The sequence below is a fragment of the Aquimarina sp. MMG016 genome, assembly GCF_018100805.1.
In the GTDB taxonomy this organism is placed as follows: Bacteria; Bacteroidota; Bacteroidia; order Flavobacteriales; family Flavobacteriaceae; genus Aquimarina.
Genome location: NZ_JAGJEA010000003.1, coordinates 491660 through 505829, shown reverse-complemented (window position 1 = coordinate 505829; position 14170 = coordinate 491660). Strand labels below are relative to the sequence as shown.

The following is a 14170-nucleotide window of genomic DNA, read 5'->3' as shown; positions in this document are numbered from 1 at the left end:
TCCTTTTACTGAATAATTACGGCGTAAAAACTCCTAAGTCCTTTAAGGATAATAGTTCCATATCTTTTTCTGACAGAAGTACTTCCGAAGCATCTAATTTCCAATCTATATCGAGGTCAGGATCGTTATAAATAATTCCGGATTCAGACGCTTTATGGTAATAATTATCACATTTATAGGCAAAAACGGCTCTTTCACTTAAGGTAACAAATCCATGCGCAAACCCTCTTGGTACGAAAAGTTGATAGTTATTTTGATCATTTAACACTATTGAAAAGTAATTACCATAAGTTTTAGACTCTTTTCTTACATCAACAGCAACATCTAATACTTCACCTTCAATAACTCTAACAAGTTTGGCTTGAGCGTACTCTCCCACTTGCATATGTAATCCTCTAAGCACTCCTCTTGAAGAGATAGATTGATTATCTTGTACAAAATTAGTTTGTAGACCTGTTAATTCCTGAAATGTCTTTTGATTAAAACTTTCAAAAAACGACCCACGCTCATCTTTAAAGACCCTAGGTTTAAGAACAAAACATCCTTCTAAATATGTGTTTTCGATTTCCATTTAATCTAATTGTAATAAATACTTTCCGTAACCACTCTTCAATAATGGTTTAGCTAATTCTTGAAGTTGATTCTTATCTATAAAACCATTTGCATATGCTACTTCCTCTATTGCTCCAATCCTAAGTCCTTGTCGTTCTTCTATCACTTGTACAAACTGCGATGCCTGCATTAAGGAATTAAAAGTTCCTGTGTCTAGCCAAGCAGTACCTTTATCCAAAATACTAACTTTTAAATTCCCTTTTTGGAGATATGCATTATTGACATCTGTAATTTCGAGCTCTCCTCGGTCACTCGGTTTTATATTTTTAGCTATTTCCACAACCTCATTATCATAAAAATAAATTCCAGGCACAGCATAATTAGATTTGGGGTGTTCTGGCTTCTCTTCAATTGAAATTACCTTACCGTCTTTATCAAAGTCTACCACTCCATAGCGTTCAGGATCTTGAACATGATATGCATATATAATGCCTCCATCCGGGTTATTATTACTCTTTAAAAGATTCTTTAAGCCAGAACCATAAAAGATATTATCACCCAGGATCAAAGCCACTTTATCTTTACCAATAAATTCTTCTCCTATGATAAATGCTTCAGCTAATCCGTTAGGTTGATCCTGTATAGCATATTCAAAACGACATCCATATTTTTTACCATCTCCCAATAGCTGTTCGAATAAGGGTAGATCTTTTGGTGTAGAAATTATCAGTACCTCACGAATTCCCGCTGACATTAAAGTAGAAAGTGGGTAATAAATCATGGGCTTGTCATATACCGGCATTAATTGCTTACTTACGGCCAATGTTAGCGGATGTAAACGTGTTCCTGATCCTCCAGCGAGTATAATTCCTTTCATATTCTAAAAGTATTTTTGAGGAAAAAACATCCCCTCACCCCCTTAAAAGGAGGAATAATTAATTTTTATATTTTTTTAAATACCAATCTATTGTTTTTTCAATTCCAGATTCAAAATTTTCATCGGCTTTCCAGCTTAATTCACTTTCAATTTTAGAAGCATCTATAGCATATCTAAAATCATGACCTGGCCTGTCTGTAACAAAAGAAATCAAATCCTGATATGACCCTTCTTTTCTTGGATGTTTTTTATCCAAAATATCGCAAATAGTTTTGGCTATATAAATATTCTCTCTTTCATTCTTTCCGCCAATATTATATGTTTCACCAAGCCTTCCTGATTCTAACACAATATCAATTCCTTTACAGTGATCTAAAACATATAACCAATCTCTTATATTCTTTCCGTCGCCATAAATAGGGATGTTCTCTTCATTAATGGCTTTTCTAATGATGGTAGGTATTAATTTTTCGTCGTGTTGTCTCGGACCATAATTATTAGAACAATTAGTGGTTACGACCGGTAATCCATACGTGTGGAAGTAGCTACGGACCAACATGTCTGAAGATGCTTTAGAAGCGCTATACGGACTATTAGGTGCATAAGGAGTTTCTTCTGTAAAAAGCCCTGTTTCTCCCAATGTTCCATATACTTCATCCGTAGAAACGTGCAGAAAACGAGCATTTTCATACCCTTTGTTTATTTTATTGGGTTCACTCATCCAAGTTTTATATGCTGCCTGAAGTAAGTTAAAAGTTCCCGTGATATTTGTGTCTACAAAAGCTTTAGGACCGCTAATAGAATTATCCACATGAGATTCTGCAGCAAAATGAACTACCTTATCTATTTTGTGTTCTGAAAAAATCTGTTCTACCAAATCATAATTACAAATATCTCCTTCAATAAAAAGATAATTCTCATCCTGATCGACCTCTATATTATAAAGGTTTGCTGCATATGTTAAGCTATCAAGATTAATTAGTTTTGCTTCTCCTAATTCAGATTTATAATTCAAATAGTTTGATCCTATAAACCCTGCTCCTCCTGTTATTAAAACTGTTTTTTTCAAATTATTTAACTTTTGTGATAAAATTTTCCATACTCCTATAAAGAAATATACTTATATAAAAAAATAATATGCTAAAGCATAGTGTTAATGGAACTAAAGCGATCATTCTATAATATAACTTTTTTTTCTCAATAATAATATTGGTTTTTTCAATGACTGAGAAAAATTCATTATGTAAATTAATTACCTTTTCACTTTTATTAATTGACTTAACTATCGCAGCTTTTTCTTTTAACAGAGAGGCTACTGTTGAGGTTTGAGAATCATCGGCAACAATTACAACATCCAGAGTATCATCTGTTTTTTCTTTTGTGAGCTTCGATAGATATTGATCAATAAATTGTAAGGACGTTTTATTTTTTTCTAATGATTCTCTAGCCTGATTAACCGAAAGATCAGTTTGTTTTTTAAAGTGTTCATTAGAATAAATATATTGTAAAAACGTATCAGTAATCCTTTTGTTATATTCCTTTTCAGCTATAAATGAAATAGTAAGCTTGTGGTACCGATAAAAAAAGGTGTATTTATTGCTTTCTATTTCTTTTTCAGAATAATCCCGGATAGTATATTGAAATTGATAATCTTCATAATTAGTATGTAAATGATCAAAAATATCTTCAATAGCTACTATAGGTTTTATTTTAATTGATTTAATATTTTCAATCCATTCTGAGCGTAATCCTAAGGATTGAAAATACTCTTCACTATTATGTATTGAGGATAGATTGTCTACAAAATTATATAGATAACTGGTAGAATTATGCCTGGGTTCAATGGTAATTTCTTGCTTAATAGTATTTGTTTCAAAATGTCGGTCTAGAAAATATCCTAAAATTACACCTACAACAACCAATCCAATAAATAAAAAAGCTTTTTTTCTTAAAAACAGAATAGACAAGTAAAAAAGTCTTAAAACAGATTTAAAAAACTCCCTAATCGGTCCAAAAACTTGTTTTAGATAAACTTCTTCATCGTTTTGATCAAGTTGACTCATAGTTTTTCATTCATTATCTGTTCAATGATTTTTTCGGTTATCAAATACGTAGGCTTTACTCCAGTGGTTCCTAATCCTCCAGAGGCTAGTGTACTTCCTGTTTCTAATGGATTATCAGAAGCATAGTATGCATATCTCACTTTCACCTCATCACTTATACTTCCTCTTAGTTTTGAGGCTGCCTGAATAGCCTTTTGATAATGAGCTCCTTCCATCTCTAAGCCTATGACGTTCCAGGTAGAATCGTGGAAAAACTTTAGGATATCTCTATTCTGCAATGAAGTTCCTAATACGGTAATCATGGAACCATCAAAAATATCTATTCCATTTCCTTCTAAATCCTTTTTCTTCAACTGATTTCTAAATGGATAATTATCTGCTGTTCCTTCAAAAACATGAGCAGAAGGAATCATGATATCACCCTTTCCTCCTTCAAGAATTCCAGCTTTACCCATAATAGAAACAGATTTAACATTTAAATATTTCTTAACACCATCTTTTTGAACAAAAGGTTTTAAAAGTTCGTCCATCGTTTCATATGCTTGTTCACCAAAAGCATAATCCATTACTATAATTATCGGCTTATTTTTGTTATTAAGATCAGAAATCTGAGCTGCAAAATTCCCTTCAGTATATTTTGATGTGTCAAAAATCTGAACATTGATATTAGCGCCACTTTGATCTTCGATATAAGTCATTCCTTTTTGCAAAGCAGCTTTCTCTACTTTTGCCCTCAACCTTCCGTTTGAATCATCACTTAGTAATTCATATATATCAAAGGTACTTTTATTTTTAAGCTCGGTTTTTAACGCAATAGGTGTATACAGTGTATTCATAACACTATGCATATTAGCGCTAATGATATGAATCGGTCGTTCCAACAACCCCAGTTCTTGCAATTTTATCTTGATAGTATTCGCCCAGATCTCTCCATGGATGTGATGACCCAGACGTTCTCTTAAAACAGGACTGAACGTTACAATGCGTTTATTATCATTGATATACTCTTCAATAGCAAGTTTACCAAGCCAATAGATAATATGTAGAAAACGTTCTTTGTTTTCAGGACATGAGAAGCTTCCATAAATAGAAGTAACCTCTTCAAAGGTCCGGCCTAAAATATTGGCAGTATGTGTTAATGCGACCTCACGATCAGCTTGTGTCAACTCTTTTTTCGACAAAACTGCTTTCTCCAGTTTTTGCCAATCCCTAGTAACATTTCCTTGTTCGTTAATGACTACTTGTTTCATCACCTTATGTGACTCAATAAAAAGAAAGGTAAGGTGAGTAAGAATATCATAAATCTCAGAACGTCCTCTGGTAATCTCGATATTCATCTGTTCTTCATCAATACGATAACAGTTTCTTCTTCTTTTTGGGGGAACTATAGCTTTAAAGTGAGAGTTTTTATATCCCTCCTCACTTGTCAGGTTAATATATTGACATTCTTCAATTCCATAAGGCAAACGATCTATTACATAAAGTAACCCATCTAATTCCACCTTTTCTTCTTCTGCAACAGAACCATAAATCTCAGGACGAAGTGTCAATAAACCTTCACGCAATGTGTCTCCAGAAACTCCCATAGGCTTATAAAAACCTCTGTTGAATAAATGGCGCATAGTGATATACATACGTTCTATTGCGCTAGAACTTTCCTGGGCTCTTGTTCTTCCTTGTAGTTTGAGATTTATCATAATTTTTTCCTGGCAAAGATATATAAAAAAGCATCACAATCCTCTATTGTTTTTATAGCAGGAATAAGGCTTCTATTAATTTTTCAACGGGGAAATGTTTTGAGAGAAATAAACATTACTTTTTAAACATCTCTACAAGAGCGTCAGCTATCTTTCTATCATTAGAAAGTCTCGGTAATTTATTTTGACCTCCGAGTTTACCTATAGACTTCATATAGTCATTGAATCCATTTTTAGGGACTGAGGTAATTCTAAGAGTTCTCAGGATATTGCCTTCTATCAAGTCTTTATAATACGAGTTTTGACCACATAATGCTTCATCTATTTTTTGCTCTAAAAGTTTCAGGTCTTTTGGTTCTTCTTTGAATTCTATAAACCATTCGTGATAAGGCAAATCGGATTCATCAGGGTTTATTTGCGGGGCTACAGTGAATTCATTTATCATAGCTCCTGTAGCCTCTGCTCCTTCTTTAAGGGCTTGTTCTACCTCTTTACCAATGACATGTTCTCCAAAAGCAGAAATAAAATGCTTTATTCTTCCTGAAACGACAACTCTACAGGGAGAGGTACTGGTAAACATAACAGTATCTCCAATATTATATGCCCATAATCCTGCATTAGAAGAAATTAACATCACATAATTGATGCCTACTTCTACTTCGCCAATAGTTAATCGTTTGGGGTTTTCTTCGAAAAATTCATCTGCTTTAACAAACTCATAAAACATTCCTGAATCTAGCTGAAGAAGCATTCCCTTTTCGTTTTGTTTATCCTGAAAAGCGAAAAAACCTTCAGAAGCAGGATATAGTTCTATACTTGCAACTTTTCTTCCTATTAATTTTTCGAAAGTTGACCTGTAGGGCTCAAAATTTACTCCACCATAAATAAACAGTTCAAAGTTTTTAAAAAGTTCTCCGATAGATTTACCAGTCTTTTTCTGAAGTCTTTCAAAATACATTTGTACCCAGGGTGGAATACCACTAATAATAGTCATATTTTCATTGACTGTCTCCTCTACAATGGCATCTACCTTTTCTTCCCAGTCTTCGATACAATTAGTGTCCCAGCTAGGCAATCTATTTTTCTGAAGGTACTTAGGTACGTAGTGTGCTACAATACCTGAAAGCCTTCCTAAATTGACTCCGTTCTTTTCATTTAATTCTGGGCTCCCCTGTAAAAATATCATTTTACCATCTACAAAACCTGCCTTTCCGCTTTCAGCAACATAACACAAAATTGCATTACGCGCTGCTCGTATATGAGTGGGCATAGATTCCTTCGTTAAGGGGATATATTTTACACCACTTGTCGTTCCAGAGGTTTTTGCAAAATACATGGGTTTTCCCGGCCAAAGCACATCGCTTTCTCCCTTAACCACTCTATCCACATAAGACCTTAATTGTTCATAGTCCCGAATAGGTACCTGTTTTACAAAATCTGAATGCGTTTTTATATTTTGAAAACCGTGATCTTTTCCAAAAGCTGTCTTACGAGCTGAGTTTATTAAGTTTTTAAAAACCCGATCTTGGGTTTTCACTGGATTACTGGCCCATTTATTAATTTTCTTCTGAATTCTTTTTGCAAAAATTTTTGCCCCTAACGCTTTAATAGACATATTTATTCAAAATCAATAAATTTTGACGGATCTGTAGGATATCCATCTCTCCATAACTCAAAATGTAAATGCGGTCCTGTAGAAAGCTCTCCTGTAGACCCTGCCGTAGCTATTACTTCTCCAGCTTTGACCTGATCCCCTTGTTGTTTTGTCAAAGATGCGTTGTGTTTATATACCGTAAGTAGTTTATTACCATGTTCTACAATAATCACATGACCTGTTTCTGCCGTCCATTCAGCTAAAATTACGGTACCCGAAGCCGCTGCTTTGATGGGAGCGTCTTTAGGAACAGCAACATCTATCCCAAAATGCTTTTCATTTACATTATATTCTGATGTAATATTACCTTCTACAGGAGGGAACAAAGAAAATGATACATTTGATTTTTCGCTCTCAAACAAACTATATTTATCTTCTTTAGAAACCTCTTCCCTAAGTTTGATATCTTCTTGAGATGGACTTAGATCCACTTCTTCAGGATCTAATTTTTGTGATTGTATAGCAGAATCGATATCAAATTCTACTGTTTTTACATCTCCTGTCAATACTTTTCTGATAGAATTATAATATTTCTGATTCACGCTAATTATTGATTCTAGAGAATCTGTAGTGGTTTCTAGTCTGGCAGCTTTTAGGTTTAAAGAAGTTGAAGAATATCCCGGTATATATTCACGTAATGGTGTAAATGCAATTAATACAGTAGTAAAAGCAACTAAGAAGATTCCTGTAATAGTAACCAAAACAAAGACATTAAGCCTATTAAGTTTAAAAGAAATTCTTTCTTCAAAAGTATCCTCATTAAGGATAACCAAGCGATACTTATTCAGCAGCTTTTTGGTAAATTTTTTTTGTTCTTTTTTCTTTTTTGCCATGATATTCTAATCGCAAATATACATATTCTCGTAATTTCTGAATATAACGTTATCTATTAATATATCGTCTGAAAATATTTAAAAAATAATGTTCTGAATCACTGTTTTTAACACTTTAAAAACAGTTTTAATATTATTCTTATTAACTTTGTATTCTAATTTTACAGATCATGATATCATTAAGTATATTTTTAGGAATGATTGGTCCTTGGCAGATAGCCCTGATCGTTGTAATCGTTCTACTTTTATTTGGAGGGAAAAAAATTCCTGAATTGATGCGAGGACTTGGAAGCGGAATTAAGGAATTTAAGGATGCATCTAAAGAAGAGGAAGACCCTAAAATTGATGAAAAGAAATAATTTCTATATTCAATAATTATACAAACCCATCTACGTTTAGATGGGTTTTTTGTTGTCTCTCTATCTTCTATGCCTTGTATAATGTGATTTTTTTATGAAAACCCATCATTACTGAATCAAGTTCAGCACAGGCTCTAACTTCTCTCCGAGAAGAAGTAATATACTTATATTACGAATCACAAAATAATAGTACTTACTAAAAATAAAAGTTAGTCGATAAGCGAAAGTTGTATTCGTTTACGATCAAGATCGACATTAATCACTGTGACCATTACATGCTGGTTTAGTTGTACTACTGCATTAACATCGCTAATAAATTCGTTCGCTAATTTTGAAATATGAATCAAGCCACTTTCTTTGATTCCAATATCTACAAAGCATCCAAAATTGGTAATATTATTGACAATTCCAGGTAATTTCATCCCTGTTTTGAGATCATTGATCGTTTTTACATTTGGGTCAAATTCGAAAACTGAAGCAGCTTTTCTAGGATCAACACCAGGTTTTTCTAATTCTTTTACAATATCGGTTAATGTTGGAAGGCCAACATCCCCAGAAACATACTGCTGTAAATCAATTTTAGTGATCTTTTCTTTGTTTCCTATTAGTTCCGAAAGTGGAACTCCAGCATCTTTCGCCATTTTAGAAACCAACTGATATCGCTCAGGGTGTACTGCAGAATTATCTAATGGGTTTTTAGGATCTGTAATCCTTAAAAATGCTGCGGCCTGCTCAAAAGCCTTACCTCCTAATCTTGGTACTTTTTTTAACTCCTGTCTTGATTGTAAAGCTCCATTTTCTGATCGATACGCTACAATATTTTCTGCCAATTTTTCTCCAATACCAGAAACATAACTCAGCAATGGCACACTGGCCGTATTTACATTTATCCCTACGCTGTTAACACAACTCATCACTACAGTGTCTAATTCATTTTTAAGTTTGGTTTGATCTACATCGTGTTGATATTGACCAACACCTATAGATTTAGCATCTATTTTTACAAGTTCTGCTAGTGGGTCTGCCAACCTTCTTCCAATAGAAACGGCTCCACGAACCGTTACATCATAATTCGGAAATTCTGCGCGGGCAATTTTAGAAGCAGAGTAAACTGAAGCTCCGCTTTCATTAACCATAAAAACCTGTATATCCTTATCAAAAGGAATCTTTTTAATGAAAGCTTCTGTTTCTCTAGCCGCAGTACCATTACCAATAGCAATTGCTTCTACTTTATATGCATTAACCAATGACTTGATTTTTTTGATTGCATTTGTAGTTTCTCTCTGAGGTGGATGTGGATAAATGTTTTCATTATGCAATAAATCACCTTGTTCTGCCAAACAAACTACCTTACATCCAGATTTAAATCCAGGATCTAATGCCAGAATTCTCTTTTGCCCTAACGGGGAAGCCAATAATAACTGTTTCAGGTTTTGAGCAAATACAGTAATAGCGCTATCATCTGCTTTTTCTTTGGCTTGATTTAATACTTCAGTTGAAATTGCAGGGGTTAATAATCTCTTATAAGCATCAGCTATCGCCAAAAACATATGGTCTGTGCATGATTCTACATTAGTTTTGATCATTAAATCATCAATAATGTCTAATGCATCATCTTCGGAAACTGAAATTTTTACTCTTACTATTTTTTCGTTTTCTGCTCTTAAGATGGCTAATAAGCGATGTGATGGACATTTATGAAGCGGTTCTTCCCATTCAAAATATTGCTGGTATTTCTGAGCCTCTTCCCCCTCTTTCTTTGTTTTTATAACAGTAGAAGAAATAGTAGCTTTTCGTTGATATAATCTTCTCAATCTGTTACGGACTTTTTCGTCTTCATTAATCCATTCTGCAATAATATCTCTGGCACCTTGTAATGCTAATTCTTCATTAACAATGGTATCATTAAGATATTGAGAAGCCCTAAAAAGTATTTCCTCTTCTTTTTGCTGCCAAATGATTTTAGCTAAAGGTTCTAAGCCTTGTTCTTTGGCTACAGTAGCTTTGGTTTTACGCTTTTTCTTGTACGGCAGATATAAATCTTCAACTTCGGTTAGTGTCTGTGCAGAAAGAATTCTTTTTTCCAATTCTGGAGTTAAAGCCTCCTGTTCTTTGATCGAAGACAATACACTTTCTTTTCTTTTTTCTAAAGCTTCAAAAGCTGTTTTATATTTTACAATTTCGCCAATAGCTACCTCATCCAGATCTCCTGTCATTTCTTTACGATAACGAGAAATAAAAGGAATGGTAGCTCCATCATTAAGTAAAGAAACCACATTGGCGATCTGCTTCTCTGACACCGGAAGCTGTTTAGCGATAAAAGAAACTGTATTCATTTGTTTATTTTTAGGTCGCTAAATATAATGTCAAAAATGAAAGATTATTTCATGTCTAGAAGAAAGTTTTCTACAATTTTAAAAAATCTAATTCAAATTTATGGTTTGCACTTTAGATATTAAACTTCCATCACTTCCCATACCTTCGACAAATAAGGTAATGTTCTCTAATCCAGTGTTAGGTATAGTAAATGTAGCAAAACCTTTCTGATCAAAATTTAGACGAGGTTGCCAGTGAATAGCTCCATAACTTATAAAGAACGGATCTTTATAATTAGAGTATCCTGGATTATAAAATTCTTTAACCGGCTCAAATCCTTTTTTGAATTCATACTCCAGATAGTCTTTGTCTGATGTTCTTGTTCTGACTAACGGAAATCTTCTGGTATATAATCTTATTGTTCTTCCTGCCCCCCTTGCTCCTGCTCCATAACCAGTCCTGTCTATATAAATCCTGTCCACATCGGCTGTTCTTAAATCCCATAAAATACCTAAATCTGAGAGTAGTATATCATCTATATAGACATTAACAGTGTTAATACTACTGGCAAAGCCAACTTCTTTTTCTACTGGTAAGACCTGCCCTACAGGTATGCCTATTGTTGATTTTCCTGGTGGTAAAATAACAACGTTCGAAGGATTGTCTCTTTGTACAGTAAACATTCCCGTTGAGGCTATGTAATCCAATATTGAAAAATATTGTTCTGCTTTCTCTAAGGTGACCTTCTTTGAATTCAACTCAAAGAATTTAGGTATTCGAATACGGCTTGTCTTTTCCAATTCTTTTTTACTACTTCCTTGTAATTCAACCAAATCCAATTCTTGTACCTCATTTAAAAAATTATACGGCACTACTACTCTATTCTGCTGCTTTTCGTTAAATCTCTTTTCTAAAATTGGAAACGTGTTAAAAAACGGCCTGTGTATTCTTTCTGATTGTACCTGTAAGTAAACCCCAGGCTTCTTAAAACTTCCTTTTGTCCTAATTCCAGATATTTTAAGTTTTTCACCCTTTTGTGGGAAAAAATTATCAATTTCGAACGTGTTATCCTTATTTACTTCAACTAGCTTTGCTCCATTATTGATCGTAGGATACAAATATACCTTATCGATCTCAGCTCTTTTCTTGTCTTGAATCTTACCTGTAATCTTAAAACCTTGATTAAAATTATAGCGAATTTGTGTGTTGTTTTTAAAGATATTTTCCCATTTGTATTTGCTCCAACCCTGGGTAATTAACAAAAGATCTAAATTATAGGTTTTCTTTCGGTCTATCGATGTAAAATAATGCTTTTCGTTTTCTATATGGCCTTTGATGTAAGGTCTTAGTAAAACCCCTGAATAGATGTTGTCAGAATGGTTATATACAAGTGTCTCACTTGGTAATACCGAAATACTAAGGTCATATGCTACATCTTCTTTATTTGGGGTCTCAATCCCTATAGACAACGAATCCTTGACAGCGCTAATTGAAGATATTTTTATATCATCTTCGTTTATTTCAACTGGATTAAATACTAATCGCTCCAAAATCGGAGTATTGTCTTTAAAAAAAGTAATAGTATTCATCCCTGAATAAAGGTTTGATCGCTTTATAGTAATCTTCTTTTTTAATTCTTTGGCTTTAAAGTTTACTTTAATCTTCTTGGAGAGATGGTTTTTACGGATAAGAATCGTATAGTTGCCTTTCTGCAAGTCTTTTATTGTTGCCGTATTAGTATTTAATTCTATAGCTACCTCATCCTTGATCAGGTTATTGACACTCAGGCTAATCCCCTTATTTTCAATGTTTGGAAACTTACCTTCAATTACACTACCATTTTTGAGCTGGATCAACGCCTTGTATCTCTTTCCTGATAATGGGGTGATGTTGAATTTACCCAAACCTAAAGAGTTTGAAGTAAAATTAGTAACCTCATTACCCAACTCATCTTGGATCACACCTGTGTCAAAAGCAACGCCATACCCTAGATCATTAATTAATTTGAAACCTATCGTATTAAATGTATTAGAAACCACATGGCCTCCTTCTGGAAGTAATTGAAAATCATAATTTACCTCTTCATTATAAGTTACTTCGGGAATAGCATCTCTAATAATTTTGATTTTTTTGATATACGACTCATCCTCTACAAAATTATGCATCCAATGTGTTGAGGCTCTTACATAATAAGTTCCGCTGCTCCAAGTAGAATCTACCTTTATATTACCTTGAAAACTTCCGTTATGGCCCAGAAAAACGCCATCAAATACTTCATTACCTTCTTGATCAAAGACCTCAACTTCAAAGTTGGTAGTTGTTACTGATGGAAGATTGTTTTGACGATCGTAGGCATACCCCTTAAACCATATCTCTTCTCCAGTAACAAACGTGCTTTTATTAGCATGAAGATATAGAGTTTCTCTAGGAATCTCAAAATAAGAAGCGTTTGCTTCTTCCACTGCTGTTATACTCTCTTGGTGTTGAGCAAGAATAGGAAATGAAATAAAGAATAAGGCCAAAAATTGAAGTAGATGATTTTTCATAAGCTTTGTGAATTAGTGAGTTGATTACAAAATAAAAAAACGTCCTGTTCTGAATATTCTAAAAATACTCATAAAAACAGGTAAATTTTCTTTATAAATTCACAAAAATTATACCGACAACATGTTTGTTAAGTTAATTTTTTGCCAAATATCAATTACTCGAACTTCACAGACTTCATAATCGCTTCTAACTCGAACATATTATCACGTTTATCTGTAGAAGGGGCAAAAACAAAACCTTCTAAAACCAATTGCCTGTTATTAGGAATATCATCAATAACATAATTTACAAAAGGACCTGCCATATATCTGTCCTTGATTTCCCAGGTTCCTTTGGTTTCATAAGCAAAGTTACCATCCATCTTGATTTCATAAAGATACGGTGCATAGGCTTGTTCTGTGATGAATTTTCCTGATGACGTTGGAATCTTATTTGCTCCTATAGAATCTCGAATTTTTATAATTTTAGAAATTGTTGTGGAATCCTTTGGAACAGAACCTAAAGGCAACTCATAAATTAATAAATCTGATGTGCCTTTTGGAATATCCTTACGGATCCAAAAGAATTTATCCTCTTCTGTAGCAATACGATATGCTGTAGGAATACTAAGTGTGATTCCCATTTTTTCCTTCAGTTGAGGCATCCTTTCTAAAGATTTACGAATTCTTTTCTGCTTTTCGCGAGTTTCAACGAATTTGTATTTTGAAATGATCGATTCAGAATTATCTCGTATTAATTCAATGATATCATCATCAGTAGTTCCAGTAATCAACGCTCCTAATTGTGGACTAGCATATTTGTTGTTCAAAATTTCAGCACTAGCTAAATCCCCTTTTTCTATTCTAAGAAATATTCTACCTTTTTGTGCAAAACCCGAAAAGATCTCCGGAGGCATTTGTCTCATCGAAAATAATGGTTCCTGCTGTGGTAAACCAGGCACTTCTGCTCCAAAATACTTTCGGATGCTATCGCCAACTCTACCTTCCCACAGGTCATTATCAATAATTACTGAAAGATCATTGATTTTACCAACAGAAGACGCTAGTGCTCCTTCATGTTTTTTTTTAGCGGTTTCTTTATTGTTTTGAGTACAACTAACTATACATAGTGCACAAACGATGGCAAATGCTATTTTCTTCATATTACAAACATAATTAAAAGATTATAAAAACCTTATTTCAACAAGTAAATCAATAATCAAATATTGAAGATAACATAGCACAAATCATACCATAGACAGTCACCTGAAGGAAAATAGTATAGTTTATGAGA

The 14170-nt window shown here is 33.6% G+C and carries 11 protein-coding genes; 1 reads left to right on the top strand and 10 read right to left on the bottom strand.

Features of this window, described 5'->3' with window-relative positions; all coding sequences use genetic code 11:
• Nucleotides 1–16 precede the first annotated feature (16 nt).
• The 7 genes from rfbC to J8M14_RS08315 form a co-directional block, all read right to left on the bottom strand.
• Nucleotides 17–571, bottom strand: coding sequence for a dTDP-4-dehydrorhamnose 3,5-epimerase (gene rfbC, locus J8M14_RS08345; RefSeq protein WP_211074133.1), 555 nt, complete (start codon nt 569–571; stop codon nt 17–19).
• Complete coding sequence (gene rfbA / locus J8M14_RS08340) at nt 572–1429, bottom strand: glucose-1-phosphate thymidylyltransferase RfbA (protein ID WP_211074132.1); 858 nt, start codon at nt 1427–1429, stop codon at nt 572–574. It lies immediately after the preceding gene.
• 58 nt (nt 1430–1487) lie between these two features.
• The gene (gene rfbB, locus J8M14_RS08335) at nt 1488–2498 is read right to left on the bottom strand and encodes a dTDP-glucose 4,6-dehydratase (RefSeq protein WP_211074131.1); all 1011 of its coding nucleotides are present in this window, start codon (nt 2496–2498) and stop codon (nt 1488–1490) included.
• Between the two features lies 1 nt (nt 2499).
• Nucleotides 2500–3492 (bottom strand): AtpZ/AtpI family protein, encoded by a 993-nt coding sequence (locus tag J8M14_RS08330; protein WP_211074130.1) that lies wholly within the window; start codon nt 3490–3492, stop codon nt 2500–2502.
• Nucleotides 3489–5189 (bottom strand): hypothetical protein, encoded by a 1701-nt coding sequence (locus J8M14_RS08325; protein WP_211074129.1) that lies wholly within the window; start codon nt 5187–5189, stop codon nt 3489–3491. The genes J8M14_RS08330 and J8M14_RS08325 overlap by 4 nt, the downstream gene beginning before the upstream one ends.
• Before the next feature lie 115 nt (nt 5190–5304).
• Nucleotides 5305–6804: a GH3 auxin-responsive promoter family protein gene (locus tag J8M14_RS08320; RefSeq protein ID WP_211074128.1), complete on the bottom strand. Its 1500-nt coding sequence runs from the start codon at nt 6802–6804 to the stop codon at nt 5305–5307.
• Between the two features lie 2 nt (nt 6805–6806).
• Nucleotides 6807–7676, bottom strand: coding sequence for a M23 family metallopeptidase (locus J8M14_RS08315; protein ID WP_211074127.1), 870 nt, complete (start codon nt 7674–7676; stop codon nt 6807–6809).
• A 170-nt stretch (nt 7677–7846) separates the two neighbouring features.
• On the opposite strand from J8M14_RS08315, the gene J8M14_RS08310 reads away from it, so the two are divergent.
• Nucleotides 7847–8035 carry a twin-arginine translocase TatA/TatE family subunit gene (locus J8M14_RS08310; protein ID WP_282100241.1) on the top strand — a complete coding sequence of 63 codons (189 nt, stop codon included), beginning with the start codon at nt 7847–7849 and terminating at the stop codon, nt 8033–8035.
• Nucleotides 8036–8244: 209 nt separating this feature from the next.
• On the opposite strand, the gene J8M14_RS08305 is transcribed toward J8M14_RS08310, so the two are convergent.
• The 3 genes from J8M14_RS08305 to J8M14_RS08295 all read right to left on the bottom strand — a co-directional run bounded on the left by J8M14_RS08305 (nt 8245) and on the right by J8M14_RS08295 (nt 14039).
• Nucleotides 8245–10371, bottom strand: coding sequence for a Tex family protein (locus J8M14_RS08305; protein WP_211074126.1), 2127 nt, complete (start codon nt 10369–10371; stop codon nt 8245–8247).
• 87 nt (nt 10372–10458) lie between these two features.
• Entirely contained in the window at nt 10459–12897 is a 2439-nt protein-coding gene (locus J8M14_RS08300; RefSeq protein WP_211074125.1) for a hypothetical protein, read from the bottom strand.
• A gap of 155 nt (nt 12898–13052) precedes the next feature.
• A complete protein-coding gene (locus J8M14_RS08295) occupies nt 13053–14039 on the bottom strand; it encodes a DUF4837 family protein (RefSeq protein WP_211074124.1) in 987 nt (328 codons plus the stop codon).
• Nucleotides 14040–14170: the final 131 nt, after the last annotated feature.

Bases quoted from the DNA above. Each gene is read 5' to 3' on its own strand.
- J8M14_RS08300 (WP_211074125.1), bottom strand. From the start codon at position 12,897: ATGAAAAATCATCTACTTCAATTTTTGGCCTTATTCTTTATTTCATTT.
- J8M14_RS08325 (WP_211074129.1), bottom strand. From the start codon at position 5,189: ATGATAAATCTCAAACTACAAGGAAGAACAAGAGCCCAGGAAAGTTCT.
- J8M14_RS08315 (WP_211074127.1), bottom strand. From the start codon at position 7,676: ATGGCAAAAAAGAAAAAAGAACAAAAAAAATTTACCAAAAAGCTGCTG.
- J8M14_RS08320 (WP_211074128.1), bottom strand. From the start codon at position 6,804: ATGTCTATTAAAGCGTTAGGGGCAAAAATTTTTGCAAAAAGAATTCAG.
- rfbC (WP_211074133.1), bottom strand. From the start codon at position 571: ATGGAAATCGAAAACACATATTTAGAAGGATGTTTTGTTCTTAAACCT.
- J8M14_RS08330 (WP_211074130.1), bottom strand. From the start codon at position 3,492: ATGAGTCAACTTGATCAAAACGATGAAGAAGTTTATCTAAAACAAGTT.
- J8M14_RS08305 (WP_211074126.1), bottom strand. From the start codon at position 10,371: ATGAATACAGTTTCTTTTATCGCTAAACAGCTTCCGGTGTCAGAGAAG.
- J8M14_RS08295 (WP_211074124.1), bottom strand. From the start codon at position 14,039: ATGAAGAAAATAGCATTTGCCATCGTTTGTGCACTATGTATAGTTAGT.
- rfbA (WP_211074132.1), bottom strand. From the start codon at position 1,429: ATGAAAGGAATTATACTCGCTGGAGGATCAGGAACACGTTTACATCCG.
- J8M14_RS08310 (WP_282100241.1), top strand. From the start codon at position 7,847: ATGATATCATTAAGTATATTTTTAGGAATGATTGGTCCTTGGCAGATA.